Origin of the sequence: Streptomyces sp. NPDC002588, from assembly GCF_040295925.1 — a bacterium.
Lineage (GTDB): Bacteria > Actinomycetota > Actinomycetes > Streptomycetales > Streptomycetaceae > Streptomyces.
On sequence record NZ_JBEOWF010000013.1, the window covers coordinates 1 to 23,977 of the forward strand.

Genomic DNA, 23,977 nt, shown 5'->3' on the forward strand with positions numbered 1-23,977 from the left:
CGCCCGGTTACATTCCGAACCCGGAAGCTAAGCCTTACAGCGCCGATGGTACTGCAGGGGGGACCCTGTGGGAGAGTAGGACACCGCCGAACAATTATTCCAGAAAACCCCCGGGCCCTTCGGCCCGGGGGTTTTCTGCGTTCAGTGACCGTGCAGGATTTCATGGGCTCTCACTCGAGAGCCCTTTTTACGTTTCACGGGTGTGGTGTGTTCTCAAAGGCGTCCCGCTGCCTTCAATGCCAGGTACGCGTCCGCCAGTGCGGGGGCGAGTTCGTCGGGGGGTGCGTCGACCACGGTGACGCCGTGCCGGCGGAGCTGTTCGGCTGTGTGATGGCGTTCGCTCTGGGCCTGGGCGGCGGCTGCGGCGTCGTAGACCGCCTCGGTGTTGCCCCGGGCGGTCGCCATGCGGCTGATGTGCGGGTCGGCGACCGAGGCCACCAGGACGGTGTGGCGCTGGGTGAGTTGAGGGAGGACGGGGAGGAGTCCCTCTTCGACCGGGGCCGCGTCGAGAGTCGTCAGCAGGACGACCAGGGATCGGCGGGGGGCCGTACGGAGTGCTGTGGCGGTGAGGGTGCGGGCGTCCGTTTCGACGAGTTCCGGTTCGACAGTGGCCATCGCGTTGACCAGGGAGGGCAGGACGTCGCGGGCTGTGCGGCCCTGGACGAGGGCGCGTACCCGGCGGTCGTGGGCGAGGAGGTCCACACGGTCACCGGCACGGGAGGCGAGGGCAGCCAGGAGGAGTGCCGCGTCCATGGCGGCGTCGAGGCGAGGGATGTCGCCTACGCGGGCCGCGGAGGTGCGGCCGGTGTCGAGGACGAGGAGGATGTGGCGGTCGCGTTCGGGACGCCAGGTGCGGACCGCGACCGTGGAGTGGCGGGCTGTGGCGCGCCAGTCGATGGAGCGGGTGTCGTCGCCGGGGACGTATTCACGCAGGCTGTCGAATTCGGTGCCTTCGCCGCGGGTCAGGACGCTGGTGCGGCCGTCGAGTTCGCGCAGGCGGGCCAGCTTCGCGGGGAGATGCTTGCGGCTGGTGAAAGGGGGCAGGACACGGACCGTCCAGGGGACCCTGTGGGTGCCTTGGCGGGAGAAGAGGCCGAGAGGGCCGTAGGAGCGGATGGTGACGCGGTCGGCCTGGCGGTCGCCGCGGCGGGTGGGGCGTAGGCGGGTGGTGAGGCGGCGGCGTTCTCCGGCGGGGACGGTGAGGCGGTGGCGGGAACCGTCGGTCTCCGTGCCGGGCTGCCAGCTGCTGGGGGGCCAGGCGTCGCGGAGATGGGCGCGCAGGGGGCGGCTGGAGGGGTTGGTGAGGGTGAGGGTGACGTCTGCGGGCTCGCCGAGGCGGGCCGTGGTGTCGCCGGACCGGGTGAGGCGCAGGCGGCGTACGGGGGCCGCCAGGGCGTAGTCGCAGGCGCAGACCAGGGCCAGGGGCGCGTTGACGGCGAGGAGGCCCGTCCAGCCGGGGTCCCAGATACCGACGGGGAGGGAGCCGAGGGCCGCGAGGAGTGCGGCGCGTCCGGTGGGTGCCATCAGCGGGGGACGGGGACGTGGGCGAGGATCGCGTTGATGACGGAGTCGGCCGTCACGCCTTCCATTTCGGCCTCCGGGCGGAGTTGTACGCGGTGGCGGAGGGTGGGGAGGGCGAGGGCTTTGACGTCGTCGGGGATGACGTAGTCGCGGCCGGTGAGCCAGGCCCAGGCGCGGGAGGTGGCGAGGAGGGCGGTCGCGCCGCGCGGGGAGGCGCCGAGGGTGAGGGAGGGGGATTCCCTGGTGGCGCGGCAGATGTCGACGACGTAGGCGGTGATCTCGGGGGAGATGGTGGTCTTGGCGACGGCGGCGCGGGCGGCTTCGAGGTCGGTGGGGCCTGCCACGGGGCGTACGCCGGCGGCGTGCAGGTCGCGCGGGTTGAAGCCTTCGGCGTGGCGGGTGAGGACGTCGATCTCTTCCTGCCGGGAGGGGAGAGGGATCGTCAGTTTGAGGAGGAAGCGGTCCAGTTGGGCTTCGGGGAGGGGGTAGGTGCCCTCGTACTCGACGGGGTTCTGGGTCGCGGCGACGAGGAACGGGTCGGGGAGGGGGCGGGGTGTGCCGTCGACGGTGACCTGGCGTTCCTCCATGGCTTCGAGGAGGGAGGACTGGGTCTTGGGTGGGGTGCGGTTGATCTCGTCGGCGAGGAGGAGGTGGGTGAAGACGGGGCCGGGCTGGAAGGAGAACTCGGCGGTGCGGGCGTCGTAGACGAGGGAGCCGGTGACGTCGCTCGGCATGAGGTCGGGGGTGAACTGGACGCGTTTGGTGTCGAGTTCGAGGGCGGCGGCGAGGGTGCGGACGAGGAGGGTCTTGGCGACTCCGGGGACTCCTTCGAGGAGGACGTGTCCGCGGCAGAGGAGGGCGACGACGAGGCCGGTGACGGCGGGGTCCTGGCCGACCACGGCCTTGGAGATCTCGGCGCGCAGGGCTTCCAGGGAGGCGCGGGCGCGGCCCGGGTCCCCGGTGATCCCGGCGTTGTCAGTGGTCGGGTCCATCATGGACGGCGTACCTCTCTTTCGAGGGTGTCGAGTTGGTCGGCGAGTGCGATGAGGGCTGTGTCGTCGCTGGGCGGCGGGCCGAAGAGGAGGGAGCGCAGGGTCTGTCCGTCGCCGTGGAGGTGGGCGGACAGGGCGGGGACGAGTGCTTCGGGCGTGTGCGCCAGGGTGACGGGGATGCCTACGAGAGGGGCGAGGCGGGTGCGGGTGGTGGAGCGAAGAGCGGCGGCCGCGCGGTCGCGGGCGTTCGCCTTGCGGTAGAGGCGGGCGCGGCCTTCGGTGGTTTCGGAGGCGCGGATCGCGACGGGGAGTTTTTCGGGCACGAGGGGGCCGAGTCGGCGTGCCCTCCACAGGGCGGCGAGGGCTGCTGCGACGAAGAGTTGCAGGGTGCCCCAGAGCCAGCCGGAGGGCAGCAGGTCGAAGAAGGTCTTCTCGTCGCCGCTGTCGGTGGTGGAGGTGTCGGAGAGCGAGGGGAGGTACCAGGTCAGATGGGGGCGGGAGCCGAGGAGTTGGAGGGCGAGCGAGGCGTTGCCCTGCTGGTCGAGGCGGGTGTTGTAGAGGATGTCGGGTGCGCCGAGGACGACGGTGTCGCCGCCTTCGCTGGTGTCCGGGATGCGGAGCAGGGTGGCCAGGCGCTTGCTGGGGTAGCACTCGTCGGTGTCGAGGTGGCGGGTGGTGTAGCGGAGGCCGCCGGTTTCGGCGGTGCCGGCGCGTCGGGCGTCGGGGAGGGCGCAGTCGGGGGCGAGGGCGGAGCCGCGGCTGGTGGCCGGGTCCGCGGTGACGCCGGGGGCGAGGGTGCCGACGGACCGGTTGCCGGGGGCGATGAGGACGGTGCGGCCGCCGGAGTCGGCGGTCGCCGCGTGCAGTTGCGTCTGCTGGCGTTTCGTCAGGAGGTCGGGGGCGGTGACCAGGAGGGTGGTGTCGGGGCCGGTGGCGGTGCGGGCGTCGGTGAGTGTGGTGACCACGCGGGTGGACACGCCTCGGTCGGCGAGGAGTTCGGCGAGGGCGCGGCTGCCGTACGGGGCGGCGGAGCGGGGGTCGAGGGCGCCGCGCCGGGCGTCGGACTGGAGGGTGGCGAGCGCGACGGCCCCGGCGAGGAGCAGGACGACGGCGAGAGCGATGCCTCGCGTGCGGGTCCACACCTGTCGGGCGGAGGGCGAGGTCGACGTGGCGGGAAGCGTGGCCTCCGCGGTCATCCGGCGGCTCCCTGGCGGGCGTTGTGCGGGGTGCTCGCGGCGAGTCGGGGCTTGGTGCGCTCCAGGTCGCGGTCGAGTTCGGCGACGCGTTGGTACGTCTGCCCGGTCGCCTGGCGGCCGCCGTACGTCACGTCGTCGAAGTCGCGGGCGGCGGCGCGCAGTCGGTCGGAGTGGGCGGGCAGGGTACGGCCGGCTTCCGCGGCGGCCTCGTCGGCGGTGCGGCCCGGGCGGGTGTCGAGGAGGGCGCGTTCCTCCAGCGAGCGGACGATGCCGCGCATGCGTTCCTGGACGGCTTGGCTCCAGTGGCCCTGGGCGGCGTGTGCCTCGGCGGCCGCGCGGTGTTCGGCGGCGCTGCGCGGGCGGTCGTCGAACAGGGTGGCGGTGGAGGCGGGGCGGCGGCCGGGTGTTCCCATGCGCCACCACAGGGCGCCGATGACGGCGGCGACGGCCACGATGACGACGAGCAGGCCGACGGTGCCTCCGGGCGTGGCGGTGGAGGCGGCGCCGAACAGGTCGCCGATCCAGTGCCAGAAGGCGTTCAGCGCGCGCTGGAGCAGGCTGGGGTCGTTCTCGTGGTACAGGCGTTTGGACAGTTCGCGGCGGGCCGCTTCCCGTGCGGGGTCGCGGGGGACGGTCACCGGTGGCTCGTCGCCCGACCGGGCCGGTGAGAGTGTGTGGCCGTCCGCGGTCCGCAGCAGGGTGTGCACGGCTCTGCCGACGGCGCGTGACCAGGCGGTGGTGTCCGGGGCCGCGCCGGCCGCCGCGGGCGGCCCAGGGGTGGCTGTGACGCCCGGGAGCGGTGCGGCTGTGAGCATTCCCCCCGTCGGACTCACCGCATCATCTCCCGGGGGTGGCGCCGGGGGTGCGGTTGTCGTAGCCCTGGAGACCTGCGGCGCGGGCCAGGTCGAGGTCGAGGGCCTCGCGGCGGATGCGCTGGTCGATGTAGAGGAGGACGACGACGCCTGCCACGATCGGGAGGGTGATCATGGAGCCGATCACCGAGCCGATGCCGCTGATGATCAGGTAGGTCCAGCCGTGGTTGCCGGTGCCGTCGAGGAAGCCGCTGACGCCGCTGTCGCTTGCCGCGGCGCCGGCGAGGGCGAAGGGGACGACGACGATCGCGGCGACGATGTTGGTGATGATCAGGGCGAGCAGCTGGATGCCGAAGGTCCGCCACCAGGAGCCGCGGACGAGCTTCGCGGAACGGCCGAGGGCCTTCTTGATGCCCTGCTTCTCCAGCATCAGCGCGGGCGAGGCGAGGGAGAAGCGGACCAGCAGCCACAGGGTGACGAGGACGGCGCCGAGGGTGCCCAGGAGCGAGAGCGCCGCCCCGGCGTCCTGTGCCCCGGCGGCACTCACGAGGACACCGGGCAGTGCGCCCGCGGCGCTCACGGCGGCGGCGATGAGCAGCAGCAGGAAGAGCAGACCGAACAGCCTGGGAATGCGGGGGCGGGCGTCGCGCCAGGCGTCCTGGAGGGTGACCGGCCGGCCGAGGACCGCGCGGCTGGTGACGGTCGTGAGCAGCGCGGTCGCGATGATCGTGCCGACCAGGGTGACCAGCAGGACGATCCCGGATTCGAGCAGGAGGTCGCCCATGGCGCGGGTCTGCTCGTCGAGGGTGGCGCTCGGGTCGTTGAGGGCGGAGGTGTCGGTGGTGCTGTTCAGCACCAGCCCTTCGAGCAGGACGACGATGAGCTGGGTGACGATGGCGACGGTCAGCGAGATGCCCAGGACCGTGCGCCAGTAGGTGCGCATGGTGGAGACCGCGCCGTCGAGGATCTCGCCCACGCCGAGGGGACGGAGCGGGATCACGCCGGGCTTGGCCGCGGGCGGGGGACCGCCCCAGCCGGCGCCCCAGCCGGGGTGACCGCCGTAGCCGACGGGACCCTGGGGAGGGCCGCCGTAGGGGCCGGGGCCGGCGGGTGGGGGGCCGCCCCAGCCCGCGCCGGGCGGCGGAGGCGGGGGTGGGGGTGGTGGGGCCTGGCCGGGCGTCCGAGGGCCCGCGGGCGCGGACCACTGTGCCCGTGGCGGTTGCTCCTTGGACCATTTGGTGCCGGGGTCCGGTGGGTTGCCGCCCGGCTGACCCCCGGACTGCGGGGCTGGGGGCGGTGGAGCGGCGGGACTGCCGGCGGACGGTGCGGGACGGTCGGAGACGGGACGGTCGGCGGGCCCGGACGAGTCGGCTTCCTGTCCGTCGGACGGTGCGGATCCGGGCGAGGCCCAGCCCGGAGTGTCTTTCATCGTCGCTCCTTCACGGTGCCCGTCCGCGGTCGCGGCGGCAGTTCGGCTGCCATCGTGCCATGGGGTGGTCTTGGGGAGACCGGCCGCGGTATGGGCTTGGCACCTTCAATTGTCCGGCGGACACCGGGCAGACTGACGGTATGGCTGATCAGTACGCGCAATCCGGCGAGGACAAGCCGCCGGCGGGGACACCGGCGATCCGTTGGGAGGAACCGCCCGAAGGCCCTGTGCTGGTGCTTCTGGACCAGACAAGACTGCCGGCGGAGGAGGTCGAACTGGTCTGTACGGACGCGTCGGCGCTGGTGGAGGCGATCCGTTCGCTCGCCGTGCGTGGTGCGCCGCTGCTCGGCATCGCCGGGGCGTACGGGGTGGCGCTCGCGGCCGCGCGGGGCTTCGACGTGGACGAGGCCGCCAACGCGCTGGCCGGTGCCAGGCCCACGGCGGTGAACCTGTCCGTCGGGGTGCGCCGGGCCCGGGCCGCGTACCGGGCCGAGCTCGCGCAGGGAGGCGGTCCCGAGCAGGGGGCGCGGGCCGCGCTGGCCTCCGCGCGGCAGCTGCACCGGGAGGACGCAGAGGCCAGTGCCCGGATGGCGGGGCACGGGCTGGCGCTCCTCGACGAGCTGCTGCCCGGCGGCGGGCACCGGGTCCTCACCCACTGCAACACCGGCGCGCTGGTGTCCGGAGGGGAGGGGACGGCGTTCGCCGTGGCGCTGGCGGCGCATCGGGTGGGGCGGCTTCGGCGGCTGTGGGTGGACGAGACGCGTCCGCTGCTGCAGGGCGCCCGGCTCACGGCGTACGAGGCGGCGCGCAGCGGCATGGCGTACACCCTGCTCACCGACAACGCGGCGGGTTCGCTGTTCGCCGCGGGGGAGGTCGACGCGGTGATCATCGGGGCGGACCGCATCGCGGCCGACGGTTCGGTGGCGAACAAGGTGGGGAGCTATCCGCTCGCCGTGCTCGCCCGGTACCACCATGTGCCGTTCATCGTGGTCGCGCCGCTGACGACGGTGGATCCGGACACGCCGAACGGGTCGTCGATCGAGGTCGAGCAGCGCCCCGGGTTCGAGGTGACCGAGGTCATGGCACCGCAGATGCCGGTGACGGGAGCGGGAGGAGGAATGCCGGTGGCACCCCTGGGGACCCAGGCGTACAACCCGGCGTTCGACGTGACGCCGCCCGAGCTGGTGACGGCGATCGTCACGGAGGAGGGCGTGGTGTCGCCAGTGACGGCCGAGGGGCTCGCCGAACTCTGCGCGCAGGCACGACCGGTCACACCTGATGGCGAATGAGTGAGTGACGGACCGGCCGCGTCCGGGCAGGGGCGGGAGGCGGCCGGAGGTCAGAGCAGCCGGTGATCGGTTGCCGGGCGGCCGACGACTGCGCCCTGCACGCGACCGGCTTGCCGACCGCTGCACGGTCGTACTCCCCGAGCTGCCCGGCGCCGTGCTCGCCGGTGATCCCTTCTCCGGGCAGACTCGGTCAGGAGGGAACGATCCTTTCGGTGGCCGGGGCTGACATCGGTGCTGACATCAACGGCGGCGGGCGGGGGCAGACAGTGACGGTCCGGTACGACTAAGGTCACTGGCCGGTGACCCTGCTCACCTGCGTCACCTTCACTGTTATGAGAATGGGATGATGTCGTTTATGAAGGGACGAGTCCTTGTCGTCGACGACGACACCGCACTGGCCGAGATGCTCGGTATCGTGCTGCGTGGTGAAGGTTTTGAGCCGTCTTTCGTAGCTGACGGCGACAAGGCGCTGGCCGCTTTCCGGGAGGCGAAGCCCGATCTTGTGCTGCTGGACCTGATGCTTCCCGGACGGGACGGCATCGAGGTGTGCCGTCTGATCAGGGCGGAGTCCGGGGTGCCGATCGTGATGCTCACGGCGAAGAGCGACACCGTCGATGTCGTGGTGGGCCTGGAGTCCGGCGCCGACGACTACATCGTCAAGCCGTTCAAGCCGAAGGAACTGGTCGCGCGGATCCGGGCGCGTCTGAGGAGGTCCGAGGAGCCGGCGCCGGAGCAGCTGACCATCGGTGACCTGGTCATCGACGTGGCCGGCCACTCCGTGAAGCGGGACGGGCAGTCGATAGCGCTCACACCGCTCGAGTTCGACCTGCTCGTCGCGCTCGCGCGCAAACCATGGCAGGTGTTCACGCGCGAGGTGCTCCTCGAGCAGGTCTGGGGCTACCGGCACGCCGCCGACACCCGCCTGGTGAACGTGCATGTGCAGCGGCTGCGCTCCAAGGTCGAGAAGGACCCCGAGCGGCCCGAGATCGTGGTCACCGTCCGTGGCGTCGGCTACAAGGCGGGACCGAGCTGACATGTCCGGGGACAGTGCCGCTTCGGCCCCCGGCCGGTCCGGGGCCCGTCCGGAGCGGCCTGTCGGCCGGGAGGCCCGTAAGACGATGAGTTCACGTTTCGGGCGGCTGCTCGAGGGCGGGCTGCTGCACGGCGGGATACAGGGCAGCCCCGTACTGCGGCTGCTGCTGCGCTGGGTACGGCGGCCGCTGCTGCCCGTCATGCGGCTGTGGCGGCGCAACATCCAGCTCAAGGTGGTCGTCACCACGCTGCTGATGTCGCTGGGCGTCGTGCTGCTGCTGGGCTTCGTCGTCATCGGGCAGGTACGCAACGGGCTGCTCGACGCCAAGGTCAAGGCCTCCCAGAGCCAGGCCACGGGCGGCTTCGCCGTGGCCGAGCAGAAAGCGTACGAAGCCGCCGCCGCGGCCGCCGACGACGGCACCGCGGTGGACGGCGGGTCCTCCCCCTCCCACAACGTCATCGAATGGATGAGCGAACTCGTGCTGTCGCTGTCCAGCGGCGGCCAGGGCGCCTTCAACGTGGTCACCCTGCCCCCCGGCGACGACAGCGGCGGCGGCCGCGGACCCCGCGCCTCCGGCTACGTCGACCCCAGCAAGAGCGTCCCCGAGGACCTGCGCGAACGCGTCAACAGCACCACCGGCGCCGCCCAGAGCTACTCCCGCGTCGTCTACCTCAACGACAAGGACTCCCAGCCCGCCCTCGTCATCGGCAAACAGGTCAGCGACCCCAACGGCGACCCCTACGAGCTGTACTACCTCTTCCCGCTCACCCAGGAGGAGAAGTCCCTCAGCCTCGTCAAGGGCACCCTCGCGACCGCCGGACTCTTCGTCGTCGTCCTCCTCGGCGCGATCGCCTGGCTCGTGGTGCGGCAGGTCGTCACACCGGTGCGGATGGCGGCCGGGATCGCGGAGCGGCTGTCCGCCGGACGGCTGCAGGAACGGATGAAGGTCACCGGCGAGGACGACATCGCCCGGCTCGGCGAGGCCTTCAACAAGATGGCGCAGAATCTGCAACTGAAGATCCAGCAGTTGGAGGACCTCTCGCGGATGCAGCGGCGGTTCGTGTCGGACGTGTCGCACGAGTTGCGGACACCGCTGACGACCGTGCGAATGGCCGCCGACGTCATCCACGAGGCACGCGAGGACTTCGATCCGGTGACCGCGCGGTCGGCGGAACTGCTCGCCGACCAGCTCGACCGGTTCGAACTGCTGCTCGCGGACCTGCTGGAGATCAGCCGCTTCGACGCCGGCGCGGCCGCACTGGAAGCGGAGCCGATAGACCTCAGAGAGGTCGTACGGCGCGTCGTCAGCGGCGCGGCCCCCCTCGCCGACCGCAAGGGCACGACCATCCGCGTCCTCGGCGACCAGCAGCCCGTCGTCGCCGAGGCCGACGCCCGGCGCGTCGAGCGGGTGCTGCGCAACCTCGTCGTCAACGCCGTCGAACACGGCGAGGGCAAGGACGTCGTGGTCAAGCTGGCCGCCGCGGGCGGCGCGGTCGCGATCGCGGTGCGCGACTACGGCGTCGGACTCAAGCCCGGCGAGGCCACGCGCGTGTTCAGCCGCTTCTGGCGCGCCGACCCGGCACGCGCGCGTACCACCGGTGGCACGGGGCTCGGGCTGTCCATCGCCCTGGAGGACGCACGGCTGCACGGCGGCTGGCTGCAGGCGTGGGGCGAGCCGGGCGGTGGCTCGCAGTTCCGGCTGACGCTGCCCAGGACCGCCGACGAGCCGCTGCGGGGCTCACCGATACCCCTGGAGCCCAAGGACTCGCGGCGCAACCGCGGACTCGACGACACCGCACAGTCCGGCCGGGGCGGCGAGAAGAGCGCCACCGTACCGGTCCGGCCCGCCGACGAACAGCTGTCGTCCGGCCGGGCCCCGCTCGCACCCCGGCTGGCCGCGGCGACCCCCACGGCCGACCCGACCGCACTGCCCGGCAACGGCGCACGCGTGGTCTCCCGCCCCGCCGGCGGCACCCGGCGGCCCGACGACGAACCCGCCCACGGCACCACACCGGAGCCGGCACCAGCAGCACAGGCGGAAGCAGAGCCGACGGAACCAACACCGACGCGGGCAGCACAGAGCGACACTCCTGACCGGCCGGGCGCCGGACCGCAGGGCCTGGACGAGCAAGGGGAGGCATTCCGTGGGCGCTGACCGCGAGCGAGGCGACCGGCGCACACCGGCGCGCGCGGTGGCGTACGCCGCCTGTGGAGTCGTACTGCTGGCAGGATGCGCCTCCATGCCCGACAGCGGAGACCTGCGGGGCGTCGACTCCACACCAGGCCAGGACACCCAGGTACGCGTGTTCGCGATGCCGCCCCGCGACGACGCGCCGCCCTCGGAAATAGTCCAGGGCTTCCTCGAGGCACTCACCAGCGACGACCCGAGCTACTCGACCGCACGGCAGTACCTCACCGTCAACGCCGCCCGGACCTGGGAGCCGGAGAAGTCCACGACCGTCCTCGCCGACGGCCCCGGCTCCGAAGCAGTCCCGGCCGGCGGCCGCGAGGAGGGCGAGGACTACGCGTTCACCCTGACCGGCACGAAGGTCGCCACCGTGGACGACCAGCAGTCGTACACCCCCGCGAGCGGCGACTACAGCCAGCCGGTGCACCTCACCCGCGACAAGAAGACCGAACAGTGGCGCATCGACGTCCTCCCCCAGGGCGTCGTCATGGGCAAGTCGGACTTCCAGCGCAACTACATGTCCGTCAACAAGTACTACTTCGCCTCCAACACCACCTCCGCCGTGTCCGGGCAGCCCATGACCGTCGCCGATCCCGTCTACGTGCGTGAACGCGTCGACCCCATGACACAGATGGTGCGCTCCCTGATCAACGGGCCCACCAGCTGGCTGCGCCCCGTCGTCAGATCCAGCTTCCCCACCGGCACGGCACTGCAGAAGGGCGTCACCGCGCTGACGCCGGACGACCAGAACAAACTCACCGTTCCGCTCAACGACAAGGCCGCCCGCATCGGGCAGGACAAGTGCGACGAGATGGCCGCCCAACTGCTGTTCACCGTCCAGGGCCTCACCCCGACCGTGCAGGAGATCGCCCTGCGGGCGGACGGTAGACAACTGTGCTCGCTCGCCGAGGAAGAGTCCTCCGCCGTCGCCGCGCGCGGCTCGGAGACCCACCCCGACAACCTGTACTTCATCGACGGCCACCACCAGCTAGTCCGTATGGCGAGCAGCGCCGGCGGAGACGCCAAGGCCGAGCCCGTGCCCGGCGCCCTGGGTGACGGCACCAAGCCGGTGCGGTCGGTCGCCGTGGCCCTCGACGAGCACCAGGCCGCCGGAGTCACCGTCGACGGCAAGAACCTCTACGTCACCTCGACCGTGGCGGGCAGTCCGCTCGGCGACCCCGTCCTGCAGAGCGCGGGCAAGACCGAGGACGACCGGCTGACCACCCCCACCTGGGACGCCCAGGGCGACCTGTGGGTGGCCGACCGCAACCCCGCCGACCCGCGACTGCTCCTGCTGCAGAAGGGCCGGGGCGAGCCGGTCAAGGTGCTCACACCGCGACTGGACGGCCGTATCAACGCCGTACGGGTCGCCGCCGACGGGGCCCGGATCGCGCTCGTCGTGGACAAGGACGGCAAGCAGTCCCTGCTCATCGGACGGATCGAGCGGGCGGCGGGCAGCGACGACAAGCCCTCCGTGTCCGTCCAGGAACTGCGCTCCGCGACACCGGAGTTGGAACAGGTCAGGGCCATGTCCTGGGCCGGTGACAGCCGGCTCGTGGTGGTCGGCCAGGAATCCGGCGGTGTCGAACAGGTGCAGTACGTGCAGTGCGACGGCTCCATCCCGGAGGCCGGCACCCTGCCGGGCCTCACCGAGGTCACGAGCATCGCCGCCTCCGAGGACAGCGAGGCCCCCCTCTTCGCGACCTCCAAGGACGGGCTGCTGTGGCTGCCCGGGGGGAGCGGGTGGCGGACGCTGAAGGAAACCGCATCGGTGGCGTTCTATCCGGGGTGATCTTCTGGAGGGACCTTCTGGAGAGCCTTCTGGAATGATCTTCGGGGGCCTGTAGGGGGATCTCTCGGAGGGCCACCCAGCGAGCCTTTCCGGGTCTCCGAGGAGGTCTCCCGACGAGGTCTCCCGAGGAATCTTCTTTCTTTCGCTAAGCGAAGGGCTTTCGGCTTTCCATTCGTAGGCGGGTGACCGTGGGGGCGGTCCGCTTGCGCGGCGGGTCACGGCAGGACGACACCGCGGATGAGGACTTTCCGGGTTTTCCACAGGGCACCCAGGGAGTTGTCCACAGGGGTGGTCCAGCGCTTCCCACCCCGGCACAGTGGTGTCCGTGGAAGGCGTTCGCAGGTGGTGGCAGGAACTCGCGGGACTGGTGCTGCCGGCCGAGTGCGCGGGGTGCGGGCGGGCCCGTGACGTGCTCTGCCCGCCCTGCCGCGCCGCGCTCAGCGGGAACCCGCCCCGCAGAGTACGGCCGGAGCCGCAGCCGGCCGGACTGCCCGCCGTGCACGCGGCCGCACGCTACGCGGACGAGGTCCGGGCGGTACTGCTGGCGCACAAGGAACGCGGCGGACTGGCGCTGACGGGCGCGCTGGGAGTGGCGGTGGCGGGGGCTGTGCGGGCGGGGCTGGGGGAGGGAGGGTGGGGGGAGGGGGAGGGCCCCCCACCCCCACGGAACGGACCGATTCCGGGAGACTCCATCCCCACCACAACCCCCACCCCCACCCCCACCCCCATCCCCACGCCCCCCACCACCCCCACCCCCATGCCCCCCACCACCCCCCTCCTCCTCGTCCCCGTCCCCTCCGCCCCCTCCGTCACTCGTGCCCGCGGGCACGATCCTGTACGGCGTATCGCTTTTGCCGCGGCCGGGGAGTTGCGGCGTGTGGGGTTGTCCGTGCGGGTGGCGGCGGTGTTGCGGCAGCGGCGGTGGGTGGCCGATCAGGCGGGGCTCAACCCGCGGCAGCGGCTGGAGAACCTGGTGGGCGCGCTGGCGGTGGTGCCCGGTGGGGTGCGGGTGTTGCGGGGCGGGCCGGTGGTGCTGGTCGACGACCTGGTGACGACGGGGGCCTCGCTCGCGGAGGCGGCGCGTGCCGTGCGGGTGGCGATGGCGGCGGAGTCCGCGGGTGCGGCGGGTGGGGGTGGCCGGCGGGCGGAGGGTGTGGGGTGGGTGGGGTGGCCGGGTCGAGATGTCGTGGGTCCGGAAGGTGAAGTGGCGGTGTACGGCGGTGTCGCTCGGGAAGGCAGAGAGGTACAGCCGTCCGGTGCGAGGGAAGGAGGCGCGGGCGAGGTGTCGGCGCGGGTGGCGGGTCCGGGTGGCGTGGGGGGTGTGCTGTGCGCGGCCGTGGTCGCGGCGGCACCGGATTCCTTCGCAATAAACCGGAACTGACTGAGATCTTGCGTCGTTGCAGGTAATGACAGGGGCAATTCACCTGAACGGAGGTACGCCGCAGTAGAGGGTGACGACATCCGTCCGGGCGAGATATGTTCGGTTGTGAGGGAAAGCCGCAGGCCACACCTCCCATATCCGAATGCCGTGCTGCGGTTTCGGTAATCCTGCGCAGCACCTGGGGTGTAGATCTTGCCCATGGGGGAGGAGGAGGTGGAAGTCACCGAGTCCGAGGTTCCGGTGCTCACCGGAGCTTGGTGCAAAAGGGAGACGCTCCGCACTGAGGCGGAGTGATCCGGGAACGGAGTTCTGCGTGGACATCGTCGTCAAGGGCCGCAAGACCGAGGTGCCCGAGCGGTTCCGCAAGCACGTGGCCGAGAAGCTGAAGCTGGAGAAGATCCAGAAGCTCGACGGCAAGGTGATCAGCCTCGACGTCGAGGTGTCCAAGGAGCCCAACCCCCGACAGGCAGACCGGTGCGACCGAGTGGAGATCACGCTTCACTCCCGTGGCCCTGTGATCCGGGCGGAGGCGTCGGCCAGCGACCCGTACGCGGCTCTCGACCTGGCGGCGGAGAAGCTGGATGCCCAGCTGCGCAAGCAGCACGACAAGCGGTACACGCGCCGTGGTTCCCGTCGGCTCAGCGCGGCGGAGGTTCCCGACCATGTCCCGGGTGTGGCGACGCTCAACGGCAACGGCCACCCCGTTTCCTCCGACACGTCGGACAGTGTGCCGACCAAGAGGATCGGCTCGCTGGAGGTGCAGGGCGACGGACCGCTCGTGGTCCGTGAGAAGACCCATGTCGCCGCTCCGATGACTCTCGACCAGGCCCTTTACGAGATGGAACTGGTCGGCCACGACTTCTATCTTTTCGTCGACTCCGAGACCAAGCAGCCGAGCGTCGTCTACCGGCGCCACGCCTACGACTACGGCGTGATCCACCTCGACACGGACCCGATGGTCGCGCAGGCGCACGCTCCCGAGGCGGGTGGGGCGCTGGGCGGCTGAACCCGGCCGGTGACAGCTGACGGTGTGCCCCTGGAGCGCGATGTGCGCCCCCAGGGGCACCCGTGTGCGACCCCTTGGGGCATCGCTCTGTCACCTCGTTGTCGTCCGGGCATGGAATCATGGCGAGGGCGGTCCAATCGGTGGGCCGTTGCCTTGGGTTGGCGATGGCTCACGACCACGGCCACGGCCTTCAGGGGGAGGAACGATGGCGGACAGCTTCGGACCGATGCGTGACGGGGACGCCCACGACGGCGTCGTCGCCATGGGCCCGGACGCGGGCGACGACGGCACTGCACGCAAGGAGCCGATCAGAGTCCTTGTCGTGGACGATCACGCCCTGTTCCGCCGTGGCCTGGAGATCGTGCTCGCCGCCGAGGAGGACATCCAGGTCGTCGGCGAGGCTGGGGATGGTGCGGAGGCCGTCGACAAGGCGGCGGATCTGCTGCCGGACATCGTGCTGATGGATGTGCGGATGCCCAAGCGCGGCGGTATCGAGGCGTGCACCTCCATCAAGGAGGTGGCTCCCAGCGCGAAGATCATCATGTTGACGATCAGCGACGAGGAGGCCGACCTCTACGACGCGATCAAGGCGGGGGCGACCGGTTATCTCCTGAAGGAGATCTCCACGGACGAGGTGGCCACCGCGATCCGTGCGGTCGCCGACGGGCAGTCGCAGATCAGCCCTTCGATGGCGTCGAAGCTGCTCACCGAGTTCAAGTCGATGATCCAGCGGACCGACGAGCGTCGGCTGGTGCCCGCGCCGCGGCTGACGGACCGTGAGCTCGAGGTGCTCAAGCTGGTGGCGACGGGGATGAACAACCGTGACATCGCCAAGGAGTTGTTCATCTCCGAGAACACCGTGAAGAACCATGTGCGCAACATCCTGGAGAAGCTGCAGCTGCACTCCAGGATGGAGGCGGTGGTGTACGCGATGCGGGAGAAGATCCTCGAGATCCGCTGACGCGCTCGGAGGGGTTCGGAGGGGTTCGGGTCAGGCGAGTGCGCGCGTGAGCTCTCGGGTGAGGGGCTCGCGCAGTTCCGGGGCGTCGACGCGTTCGACACGTACGGCGGTGCAGTCGACCCAGGTCGCGGCCTCGAGGAGGGCCTGGGCGACCGCCGGGACCGCCTTCGGGCCGTCCAGAGTGACCTGTCGGGCGACGAGGGTGCTGCCCTCCCTGGCCGGGTCCACCCGGCCGACGAGGTGGCCGCCGGCCAGTACCGGCATCGCGAAGTAGCCGTGGATCCGCTTGGGTTTGGGGACGTAGGCCTCCAGCCGGTGGGTGAAGCCGAAGATCCGCTCGGTGCGCGCCCGTTCCCAGATGAGGGAGTCGAAGGGCGACAGGAGAGTGGTGCGGTGGCGGCCGCGCGGGGGCGTGTCCAGCGCCTCGGGGTCGGCCCAGGCGGGCTTTCCCCAGCCTTCGACGGTGACCGGGACCAGGCCGGAGTCGGCGATCACCGCGTCGACCTGTTCGCCCTTGAGGCGGTGGTAGTCGGCGATGTCCGCGCGCGTGCCGACGCCCAGGGAGCGGCCGGCGAGGCGGACCAGACGGCGCAGGCATTCGGTGTCGTCGAGTTCGTCGTGCAGCAGGTCGGCGGGGACGGCGCGCTCGGCGAGGTCGTACACGCGCTTCCAGCCGCGGCGCTGCACGCAGACCACCTCGCCGTACATCAGGGCGCGTTCCACGGCGACCTTGGTGCCGGACCAGTCCCACCATTCGCTGGTCTTCTTCGCGCCGCCCAGTTCGGTGGCGGTGAGGGGGCCCTCGGTGCGGAGCTGTTTGACGACCTGCTCGTAGGTGCCGTCGGGGAGGTCGTGGTTCCAGTGGGGGCGGGCCCGGTAGGCGCGGCGGCGGAAGGCGAAGTGGGGCCATTCCTCGATGGGGAGGATGCAGGCGGCGTGGGACCAGTACTCGAAGGCGTGGGGGCGCGGGGTGCCGGAGGGGGCGGTCGTCCAGTACGCGTGCTCGACGGTCTTGCGGCCTACGGCGCCCAGGCGGGCGTAGGGGATCAGCTCGTGGGAGCGGGCCAGGACGGAGATGGTGTCGAGTTGTACCGCGCCGAGGTGGCGGAGGATGCCGCGGACACCGGCCCTGCGGTCGGGGGTGCCGAGGAAGCCCTGTGCCCGGAGGGCCAGACGGCGGGCTTCTATCGCGGAGAGCTCGGTGGCGGGGCGCGGGGTCGTCATGCTGGGCACGATAGGGGGTGGCACTGACAGTGGGGGTGGCGGAGCGGTGGGGTGGTGGAGCGGGGTGCGTCAGGTGTTCTCGGACGGGCGGGCGGGGGCCGGGAGGTAGGGGGCCGTCGAGGGGAGGTTCAGGTCCGAGGGGAGCAGGGAGGCGAGCCAGCAGTCCCGGCGGACGCCCTTGTTGTTGGCGGCGGAGCGGAGGGTGCCTTCGAAGGTGAAGCCGGCGTGTTCGGCGACCGCGCGGGAGGCGGTGTTGCCGACTTCGGCGCGCCATTCGACGCGGTCGACGGCAAGGTGGGTGAAGGCCCAGCGGGCGGCGGTGAGGGTGGCTTCGGTGGTGTAGCCGTGGCCGCGGTGTTCTTTGGTGGCCCAGAAGCCGACCTCGGCGGTGCCGAGGGAGCGCGGGGTGAGGCCGACCATGCCGGTGAGGGTGCCGTCGGGGAGGAAGACGCCGAAGGTGAACATCGAGCTGTCGGCCCAGCCGTCGGGGGAGAGTTCCTCGGTGAAGCTGCGGGCGTGTTCGGGGAGGTAGGGGGAGGGGACGGTGGTCCACCGCTGGATGTCGGGGTCCTGGACGGCGGTGTACACGGCGTCGGTGTCCTGGGGGCCGACGGGGCGCAGGACGAGGCGGTCGGTGGTGAGGGTGACGGGCTCCATCGGGCGATTCTGCTGGGTGCGGGGGGTGGGCGCCAGGTGTTTGCGGGGGGTGAGCGGGTGATCACGATTCGCGCAATTCGTGGGGTGGGGGCGGCACTATCGGCGGGGGCCGGGCGTTGTGTGTTTGAAGAAGATTTTGGCGCGTGTACGCGGCTGTGTGCGGTCCTCGTCACGGCAGGCCTCCCGGCGTGGCGGGGTCCTCGCATACGATGTCCGTTGCTCAGTAAGTCAAAAGGAAACCGACCGTCCCAGGCCCGACCGGCAAGGAGACCAACCCCCGTGTCCGTCCTCTCGAAGATCATGCGTGCAGGCGAAGGCAAGATCCTGCGCAAGCTGCACCGCATCGCGGACCAGGTCAACTCCATCGAAGAGGACTTTGTCGACCTCTCCGACGCCGAGCTGCGGGCCCTCACCGACGAGTACAAGCAGCGGTACACCGATGGTGAGAGTCTGGACGACCTGTTGCCCGAGGCGTTCGCCACCGTGCGTGAGGCCGCCAAGCGTGTCCTCGGTCAGCGTCACTACGACGTGCAGATCATGGGTGGCGCGGCCCTGCATCTCGGTTATGTGGCCGAGATGAAGACGGGTGAGGGCAAGACCCTCGTCGGCACGCTGCCCGCGTATCTGAACGCGTTGTCCGGCAAGGGCGTTCACCTGATCACGGTCAACGACTACCTGGCCGAGCGCGACTCCGAGATGATGGGCCGCGTCCACAAGTTCCTGGGCCTGAACGTGGGCTGCATCCTGGCCAACATGACGCCGGCCCAGCGGCGCGAGCAGTACGCGTGCGACATCACGTACGGCACGAACAACGAGTTCGGCTTCGACTACCTGCGCGACAACATGGCGTGGGCGAAGGACGAGCTGGTCCAGCGGGGCCACAACTTCGCCATCGTCGACGAGGTCGACTCGATCCTGGTCGACGAGGCCCGTACGCCGCTGATCATCTCCGGTCCGGCTGACCAGGCGACGAAGTGGTACGGCGATTTCGCCAAGCTGGTGACCCGTCTGAAGAAGGGCGAGGCGGGCAACCCGCTCAAGGGCATCGAGGAGACCGGCGACTACGAGGTCGACGAGAAGAAGCGCACGGTCGCCATTCACGAGGCCGGGGTCAGCAAGGTCGAGGACTGGCTGGGCATCGACAATCTGTACGAGTCGGTGAACACGCCGCTGGTGGGCTACCTGAACAACGCCATCAAGGCGAAGGAGCTCTTCAAGAAGGACAAGGACTACGTCGTCATGGACGGCGAAGTCATGATCGTCGACGAGCACACCGGTCGTATCCTCGCCGGCCGCCGTTACAACGAGGGCATGCACCAGGCGATCGAGGCGAAGGAAGGGGTGGACATCAAGGACGAGAACCAGACGCTCGCGACGATCACCCTGCAGAACTTCTTCCGCCTCTACAAGCGTCAGGACCAGGACGGCAAGGAAGTGCCGGGTCTGTCGGGCATGACCGGTACGGCGATGACCGAGGCCGCCGAGTTCCACCAGATCTACAAGCTCGGTGTGGTGCCGATCCCGACGAACAAGCCGATGGTCCGCAAGGACCAGTCGGACCTGATCTACCGCACCGAGGTGGCGAAGTTCGAGGCGGTCGTCGACGACATCGCGGAGAAGCACGAGAAGGGGCAGCCGATCCTCGTCGGTACGACGTCGGTCGAGAAGTCCGAGTACCTGTCGCAGCAGCTCAGCAAGCGTGGCATCCAGCACGAGGTGCTGAACGCGAAGCACCACGAGCGTGAGGCGTCGATCGTCGCCCAGGCCGGCCGCAAGGGCGCGGTGACCGTCGCCACGAACATGGCGGGCCGTGGTACGGACATCAAGCTCGGCGGCAACCCCGACGATCTCGCCGAGGCGGAGCTGCGTCAGCGGGGTCTGGACCCGGAGGAGCACATCGAGGAGTGGGCGCAGGCTCTGCCCGCCGCCCTGGAGAAGGCCGAGCAGGCGGTCAAGGCCGAGTTCGAGGAGGTCAAGGATCTCGGCGGCCTCTATGTCCTCGGTACGGAGCGGCACGAGTCGCGGCGCATCGACAACCAGTTGCGTGGTCGTTCCGGCCGTCAGGGTGACCCGGGCGAGTCGCGGTTCTATCTGTCGCTGGGCGATGACCTGATGCGGCTGTTCAAGGCGCAGATGGTCGAGCGTGTGATGTCGATGGCGAACGTCCCGGACGACGTGCCGATCGAGAACAAGATGGTCACGCGTGCGATCGCGTCCGCGCAGTCGCAGGTGGAGCAGCAGAACTTCGAGACGCGTAAGAACGTCCTGAAGTACGACGAGGTCCTCAACCGTCAGCGTGAGGTCATCTACGGCGAGCGGCGTCGTGTCCTTGAGGGTGAGGACCTGCAGGAGCAGATCCACCACTTCATGGACGACACGATCGACGCGTACGTGTCCGCGGAGACCGCCGAGGGCTTCCCGGAGGACTGGGACCTGGACCGGCTGTGGGGTGCGTTCAAGCAGCTTTACCCGGTGAAGATCACGGTGGACGAGCTGGAGGAGGCGGCGGGTGACCGGGCCGGTCTGACCGCCGAGTTCATCTCCGAGTCCATCAAGGACGACATCCACGAGCAGTACGAGGGGCGTGAGTCGCAGCTCGGCTCCGAGATCATGCGTGAGCTGGAGCGCCGGGTCGTGCTGTCGGTCCTGGACCGCAAGTGGCGTGAGCACCTCTACGAGATGGACTACCTGCAGGAGGGCATCGGCCTGCGGGCGATGGCGCAGAAGGACCCGCTGGTCGAGTACCAGCGTGAGGGCTTCGACATGTTCTCCGCGATGATGGACGGCATCAAGGAGGAGTCCGTCGGCTACCTGTTCAACCTGGAGGTCCAGGTGGAGCAGCAGGTCGAGGAGGTTCCGGTGGAGGATGCCGAGCCGGTGGACCTGGAGAAGCAGGACGCGGTGCCGGCGCAGGCGGGTTCGCGTCCGGAGATCCGCGCCAAGGGGCTGGACGCTCCGCAGCGGAGGAACCTGCATTTCTCGGCGCCGACGGTGGACGGCGAGGGCGGCACCATCGAGGGTGACTTCGACAGTGACGACGACGAGCCGGTGCGTTCCGAGGCGGATGGTCTGACGCGCGCGGAGCGCCGGAAGCAGGCGAAGGCCGGGCGTCGCCGTAAGAAGTGACGCGGGCTCGGAGACGGGCATGGCGGTCTGAGGGGCCGGGTCACCTGGGGTGGCCCGGCCTCTCGGCGTGAGGGGGTGTGGCGGGCCGGGTCAGTCGTCCTGGCGGGGTGGGCGGGGGCCGCCGAGTTCTACGGCGGTGCAGCGCCAGCGGCGGTCGGTGCCGAGTTCCAGGCGGAAGGCCATGGCGCGGAGGCGGTCGCCGGTGCCGATGCGGGCGAAGGCCTCGATGGCGCCGGCGCGGGGGACGTAGTAGCCGATGTCGCTGATGGTGGGGTTGGTGCCGCGGGTGGCGCGCAGGGGGCCGCTTTCGGCGAGGTGGGCGAGGTCGTCGTAGGCGCGGCCGAGGGTGTGGCGGAGCATGAAGTGGACGGGGCGCCGGCCGCTGAGGACGGCGAGGAGACGGTCGGCGAAGAGGTCGGTGGGGCGGGGCTGCGGCGGGGGCGTGGGGGTGGAGGGGGTGGTGGTGCGGGTCTGGCGGGTGCGGGGTGGGGTGCCGGCGGGGCGGCGGGGGTCGCGGCGGCCCGGTGGGCGGGTGCCGGGGGTGTGCTGCGTCCTGGTCATGACCTTGTTCATCGTGTCCCCGTTCGATCGGCTGGACGGTGGGCGGGCCCGCACTTCTACCGGGCGGTAACTTCCTGTCGTCGATCTTGTACGGGGTTGCGGTGGGTGACGGCAAGTGATCGGACAGTGATGACGGGGGTGCGGGCTGTTTCACCTATCAGGGTGGTTCTGGATGGTGAAAGGGCCGATGGCGGCGGTGTGGGGGGTGAAATTCAAGGCAGAGAGTTGACGCGTCGCGAGTGGTGGGCAGGGGCCCGAAAGGGGACACCCGCACGTATCCTGAAGGCTCCGAGCGGGTTTCTCCGAGCGGAGTTCTCCGAGTACGTTTCCGACACGAGAGAGCGGCCAGCCATGCGCGTCTACGTCCCCCTGACCCTCCCCGGCCTCGCCGAGGCGCACAAGACGGGGGAGCTGGGGTCCGGGCCGCTCGTCGCGTACGCCGTCACGCCCGCGTTGCGCGAGTGGTACCTGTCCGACGACATCGAGGAGCTCGAGTACGCGGCGCTGAGCCGGGCCGCGCTCGCCTCGCTGCGGCTCCTCGCGGCGGACCCCGGTGCGCCGCGGCGGCGGGTCGTGGTCGCGGCGGACGTACCCGACCGTGCGGCCGCGGTCGACCCGGACCGGGGGCTCGATCCGGCGGCGCTCGGTGAGGTGCGGGTGTCGGTGGCCGTGCCGCTGGCCAAGGCGGCCGCGGTGCACGTCGACGCGGGGGACGCCGAGGCGGATGTGTCGGCGGCCGCGGAGGCGCTCGCGGCGGCGGACGGCGGGGACGACGACGCGCAGTTCGTGGTGGACGGGGCCGAGGACCACGAGCTGCTGTGGTTCGCCCCGCAGGAGATCGCGAATCTGGTGGGGGCCGGGGACTGAGTGCCGGCCGGGGCCGGTGCGGCCGCCGGGAGATCCGCGGCGGCTCTTGATTGTCAGTGGCGGCGGGTACTTTTTCAGGTATGGGGAAGCAGCACGAAGCAGCGCACATCGTCTGGGACTGGAACGGCACGCTGCTCAACGACAACGACGCGATCATCGGGGCGACGAACGCGGCCTTCGCCGAGCTGGGGCTGGAGCCGCTCACCCTGGAGCGGTACCGGGAGCTGTACTGCGTGCCGGTGCCGAAGTTCTACGAGCGGCTGATGGGCCGGTTGCCGACCGAGGCCGAATGGGAGGCCATGGACGAGGTCTTCCACCGGTACTACGCGGAGCACCGGGCGCGGTGCGCCCTCACCGACGGGGTGGTGGAACTGCTCGCGGGGTGGCGGTCGGCGGGACACAGCCAGTCGCTGCTGAGCATGTACGTGCATGAGGAACTGGTGCCGCTGGTGCGGGGGTTCGGGATCGAGCCGCACTTCCTGCGGGTGGACGGGCGGGTCGGGCCGTCCGGAGGGAGCAAGGCGGAGCACATGGTGCGGCACCTGGCCGCGCTGGGGAAGGTGGAACCGGGGCGGACCGTGGTGATCGGGGACGCGGCGGACGACGCGGTGGCCGCGCTGCACGCGGGGGCGCAGGCCGTGCTGTACACCGGCGGGTCGCACAGCCGGGCCAGCCTGGAAGGGGCGGGGGTGCCGGTCGTGGACTCGCTGGCGGAGGCGGTGGAGGTCGCGGGGCAGCTGGCCGCCTGACAGGGGTCGGGGGCGGGAGCGGTCAGGTGGCCGGGGCCTTGGCGCGCAGCACCGTGAGGAACTCGCGCATCCAGGCGGGATGGTCGGGCCAGGCCCGGGAGGAGACCAGGGTGCCGTCCACCACCGCCTCGGTGTCCTGGAAAGTGGCGCCGGCGGACTGCATGTCCGGCTCCAGGGCGGGGTACGCCGTGACGCGGCGGCCGCGGAGGGCGTCCGCGGCGGCGGCGAGCAGAGGGCCGTGGCAGATCTGGGCGACGGGTTTGTCCGCGTCGAAGAACGACTTGAGGATCTTGCGGAGTTCGGGGTCGTTGCGGAGGTACTCGGGGGCGCGGCCGCCGGGGACGACGACGGCGGCGTACTGGCCGGGATCGACCTCGGAGAAGGCGAGGTCGGCGGGCCAGGTGTAGCCGGGCTTCTCGGTGTAGGTGTCGAAGCCGGGTTCGAAGTCGTGGACGACGAACTGGAGCTTCTTGCGGGTGGGGGCGGCGATGTGGACCTCGTAGCCTTCCTCGCGGAGGCGCTGGTAGGGGTAGAGGACTTCCAGGGATTCTGCCGCGTCGCCGGTGACGACGAGGATCTTGGCGGGCATGGGGGGCTCCTCTCGGGCTCCGCTCGGGCTCCTCTCGGATGGGCGCCTTCCTTGGCAACGTGCCTCTCGGGGGTGGCCTTGCCAAGAGGTGGGGTGATTTCAGGGTCCCTCCGGGTGGGGGTCGGCGTCGACTTGTCTCCCCCGCCGCACTTGCCTGTCCCGTCCCCAGGGGCTGCCGCCCTCGGGCTCCCGGGCCGGGCCGGGGCGGTTGGCTCTGTGCAGAACGTCAAAGTTCCGGCCCCTGTTTTGTACACATACGGCTCATGACGGGCCCCGGGTGAGTGGCGATAGCCTGGTGGCGTGATCAGCGCGATATGTCGCGGGGGCACTGTCGCCCCTGCCCTGCGCCCGGTGTGTGCGGATCGACCCCGCTACCGGGCGGCGGCCGCTGGTCTTCGCGGGCGGGACCGGGGCGCAAGGGGCCCCTGGGCGTCGTACACACCCGGGGAGCGCGTGGCTCGGAGAGCAGCGTCACACCCCGGAGCGGTGTCGAGAATGGCCGATTACCCCCCGCTCATCTCACCTTGCGGCATAGCGTCGGAGCAGACCGGAGAACCCGGGCCGTGGCGTCGAGCCGCAGGGGAAGAGACCGTACTTCCTTCTA

The 23,977-nt window shown here is 70.9% G+C and carries 19 protein-coding genes and 1 rRNA gene; 11 read left to right on the plus strand and 9 right to left on the minus strand.

All coding sequences use genetic code 11. The features are described from left to right. Positions 1-92 (plus strand): 5S ribosomal RNA (gene rrf / locus ABT057_RS16560); the annotation flags it as partial. A 121-nt stretch (positions 93-213) separates the two neighbouring features. Here the strand turns inward: rrf and ABT057_RS16565 are convergent. From ABT057_RS16565 to ABT057_RS16585, 5 genes are read right to left on the minus strand one after another with little or no spacing between them, the layout of a single operon-like run. After that, the gene (locus ABT057_RS16565) at positions 214-1,524 is read right to left on the minus strand and encodes a DUF58 domain-containing protein (RefSeq protein ID WP_352343722.1); all 1,311 of its coding nucleotides are present in this window, start codon (positions 1,522-1,524) and stop codon (positions 214-216) included. Next, positions 1,524-2,513, minus strand: a complete 990-nt coding sequence (locus ABT057_RS16570; RefSeq protein WP_352343942.1) for an AAA family ATPase — start codon at positions 2,511-2,513, stop codon at positions 1,524-1,526. Before ABT057_RS16570 ends, ABT057_RS16565 begins: the two co-directional genes overlap by 1 nt. Continuing rightward, positions 2,513-3,709, minus strand: a complete 1,197-nt coding sequence (locus ABT057_RS16575) for a DUF4350 domain-containing protein (RefSeq protein WP_352343723.1) — start codon at positions 3,707-3,709, stop codon at positions 2,513-2,515. The genes ABT057_RS16570 and ABT057_RS16575 overlap by 1 nt, the downstream gene beginning before the upstream one ends. Then, complete coding sequence (locus ABT057_RS16580) at positions 3,706-4,542, minus strand: DUF4129 domain-containing protein (protein WP_352343725.1); 837 nt, start codon at positions 4,540-4,542, stop codon at positions 3,706-3,708. The genes ABT057_RS16575 and ABT057_RS16580 overlap by 4 nt, the downstream gene beginning before the upstream one ends. A gap of 4 nt (positions 4,543-4,546) precedes the next feature. Beyond that, positions 4,547-5,950 carry a DUF7847 domain-containing protein gene (locus ABT057_RS16585; protein ID WP_352343726.1) on the minus strand — a complete coding sequence of 468 codons (1,404 nt, stop codon included), beginning with the start codon at positions 5,948-5,950 and terminating at the stop codon, positions 4,547-4,549. A 140-nt stretch (positions 5,951-6,090) separates the two neighbouring features. Between ABT057_RS16585 and mtnA the strand changes: the two genes are divergently transcribed. The 7 genes from mtnA to ABT057_RS16620 all read left to right on the plus strand — a co-directional run bounded on the left by mtnA (position 6,091) and on the right by ABT057_RS16620 (position 15,600). After that, the gene (gene mtnA, locus ABT057_RS16590) at positions 6,091-7,239 is read left to right on the plus strand and encodes an S-methyl-5-thioribose-1-phosphate isomerase (RefSeq protein WP_352343727.1); all 1,149 of its coding nucleotides are present in this window, start codon (positions 6,091-6,093) and stop codon (positions 7,237-7,239) included. 343 nt (positions 7,240-7,582) lie between these two features. Continuing rightward, entirely contained in the window at positions 7,583-8,272 is a 690-nt protein-coding gene (gene mtrA, locus ABT057_RS16595) for a two-component system response regulator MtrA (RefSeq protein WP_005316841.1), read from the plus strand. 1 nt (position 8,273) lies between these two features. Next, the gene (gene mtrB, locus ABT057_RS16600) at positions 8,274-10,427 is read left to right on the plus strand and encodes an MtrAB system histidine kinase MtrB (protein ID WP_352343728.1); all 2,154 of its coding nucleotides are present in this window, start codon (positions 8,274-8,276) and stop codon (positions 10,425-10,427) included. After that, on the plus strand, positions 10,417-12,252 hold the full coding sequence (locus tag ABT057_RS16605; RefSeq protein ID WP_352343729.1) for an LpqB family beta-propeller domain-containing protein: 1,836 nt from the start codon (positions 10,417-10,419) through the stop codon (positions 12,250-12,252). Before mtrB ends, ABT057_RS16605 begins: the two co-directional genes overlap by 11 nt. Before the next feature lie 325 nt (positions 12,253-12,577). Further along, entirely contained in the window at positions 12,578-13,633 is a 1,056-nt protein-coding gene (locus ABT057_RS16610) for a ComF family protein (RefSeq protein WP_352343731.1), read from the plus strand. Positions 13,634-13,946: 313 nt separating this feature from the next. Continuing rightward, positions 13,947-14,639: a ribosome hibernation-promoting factor, HPF/YfiA family gene (gene hpf, locus ABT057_RS16615; RefSeq protein WP_502973928.1), complete on the plus strand. Its 693-nt coding sequence runs from the start codon at positions 13,947-13,949 to the stop codon at positions 14,637-14,639. 205 nt (positions 14,640-14,844) lie between these two features. Continuing rightward, positions 14,845-15,600, plus strand: coding sequence for a response regulator (locus ABT057_RS16620; RefSeq protein ID WP_352343732.1), 756 nt, complete (start codon positions 14,845-14,847; stop codon positions 15,598-15,600). A 30-nt stretch (positions 15,601-15,630) separates the two neighbouring features. Here the strand turns inward: ABT057_RS16620 and ABT057_RS16625 are convergent, their stop codons facing one another. Together ABT057_RS16625 and ABT057_RS16630 are read right to left on the minus strand one after the other, a co-directional pair. Then, positions 15,631-16,824, minus strand: a complete 1,194-nt coding sequence (locus ABT057_RS16625; protein WP_352343734.1) for a winged helix-turn-helix domain-containing protein — start codon at positions 16,822-16,824, stop codon at positions 15,631-15,633. A 69-nt stretch (positions 16,825-16,893) separates the two neighbouring features. Next, a complete protein-coding gene (locus tag ABT057_RS16630) occupies positions 16,894-17,481 on the minus strand; it encodes a GNAT family N-acetyltransferase (protein ID WP_352343736.1) in 588 nt (195 codons plus the stop codon). A gap of 279 nt (positions 17,482-17,760) precedes the next feature. On the opposite strand from ABT057_RS16630, the gene secA reads away from it, so the two are divergent. Further along, entirely contained in the window at positions 17,761-20,607 is a 2,847-nt protein-coding gene (gene secA, locus ABT057_RS16635) for a preprotein translocase subunit SecA (RefSeq protein ID WP_352343738.1), read from the plus strand. Between the two features lie 90 nt (positions 20,608-20,697). Here the strand turns inward: secA and ABT057_RS16640 are convergent, their stop codons facing one another. Continuing rightward, positions 20,698-21,180, minus strand: a complete 483-nt coding sequence (locus ABT057_RS16640) for an Rv3235 family protein (RefSeq protein ID WP_352343739.1) — start codon at positions 21,178-21,180, stop codon at positions 20,698-20,700. Between the two features lie 339 nt (positions 21,181-21,519). Between ABT057_RS16640 and ABT057_RS16645 the strand changes: the two genes are divergently transcribed. Together ABT057_RS16645 and ABT057_RS16650 are read left to right on the plus strand one after the other, a co-directional pair. Then, positions 21,520-22,035 (plus strand): DUF6912 family protein, encoded by a 516-nt coding sequence (locus ABT057_RS16645; RefSeq protein ID WP_352343741.1) that lies wholly within the window; start codon positions 21,520-21,522, stop codon positions 22,033-22,035. An 80-nt stretch (positions 22,036-22,115) separates the two neighbouring features. After that, on the plus strand, positions 22,116-22,784 hold the full coding sequence (locus ABT057_RS16650) for an HAD family hydrolase (RefSeq protein WP_352343742.1): 669 nt from the start codon (positions 22,116-22,118) through the stop codon (positions 22,782-22,784). Between the two features lie 22 nt (positions 22,785-22,806). Here the strand turns inward: ABT057_RS16650 and ABT057_RS16655 are convergent, their stop codons facing one another. Then, positions 22,807-23,373, minus strand: coding sequence for a DJ-1/PfpI family protein (locus ABT057_RS16655; RefSeq protein ID WP_352343743.1), 567 nt, complete (start codon positions 23,371-23,373; stop codon positions 22,807-22,809). Between the last annotated feature and the right edge of the window lie 604 nt (positions 23,374-23,977).

What these genes read in the sequence shown, in the direction of transcription:
- ABT057_RS16565 (WP_352343722.1), bottom strand. Translation starts at nt 1,524, where the DNA reads ATGGCACCCACCGGACGCGCCGCACTCCTCGCGGCCCTCGGCTCCCTC.
- ABT057_RS16570 (WP_352343942.1), bottom strand. Translation starts at nt 2,513, where the DNA reads ATGGACCCGACCACTGACAACGCCGGGATCACCGGGGACCCGGGCCGC.
- ABT057_RS16575 (WP_352343723.1), bottom strand. Translation starts at nt 3,709, where the DNA reads ATGACCGCGGAGGCCACGCTTCCCGCCACGTCGACCTCGCCCTCCGCC.
- ABT057_RS16585 (WP_352343726.1), bottom strand. Translation starts at nt 5,950, where the DNA reads ATGAAAGACACTCCGGGCTGGGCCTCGCCCGGATCCGCACCGTCCGAC.
- mtnA (WP_352343727.1), top strand. Translation starts at nt 6,091, where the DNA reads ATGGCTGATCAGTACGCGCAATCCGGCGAGGACAAGCCGCCGGCGGGG.
- mtrA (WP_005316841.1), top strand. Translation starts at nt 7,583, where the DNA reads ATGATGTCGTTTATGAAGGGACGAGTCCTTGTCGTCGACGACGACACC.
- mtrB (WP_352343728.1), top strand. Translation starts at nt 8,274, where the DNA reads ATGTCCGGGGACAGTGCCGCTTCGGCCCCCGGCCGGTCCGGGGCCCGT.
- ABT057_RS16620 (WP_352343732.1), top strand. Translation starts at nt 14,845, where the DNA reads ATGGCGGACAGCTTCGGACCGATGCGTGACGGGGACGCCCACGACGGC.
- ABT057_RS16625 (WP_352343734.1), bottom strand. Translation starts at nt 16,824, where the DNA reads ATGACGACCCCGCGCCCCGCCACCGAGCTCTCCGCGATAGAAGCCCGC.
- ABT057_RS16630 (WP_352343736.1), bottom strand. Translation starts at nt 17,481, where the DNA reads ATGGAGCCCGTCACCCTCACCACCGACCGCCTCGTCCTGCGCCCCGTC.
- ABT057_RS16640 (WP_352343739.1), bottom strand. Translation starts at nt 21,180, where the DNA reads ATGAACAAGGTCATGACCAGGACGCAGCACACCCCCGGCACCCGCCCA.
- ABT057_RS16645 (WP_352343741.1), top strand. Translation starts at nt 21,520, where the DNA reads ATGCGCGTCTACGTCCCCCTGACCCTCCCCGGCCTCGCCGAGGCGCAC.
- ABT057_RS16650 (WP_352343742.1), top strand. Translation starts at nt 22,116, where the DNA reads ATGGGGAAGCAGCACGAAGCAGCGCACATCGTCTGGGACTGGAACGGC.
- ABT057_RS16655 (WP_352343743.1), bottom strand. Translation starts at nt 23,373, where the DNA reads ATGCCCGCCAAGATCCTCGTCGTCACCGGCGACGCGGCAGAATCCCTG.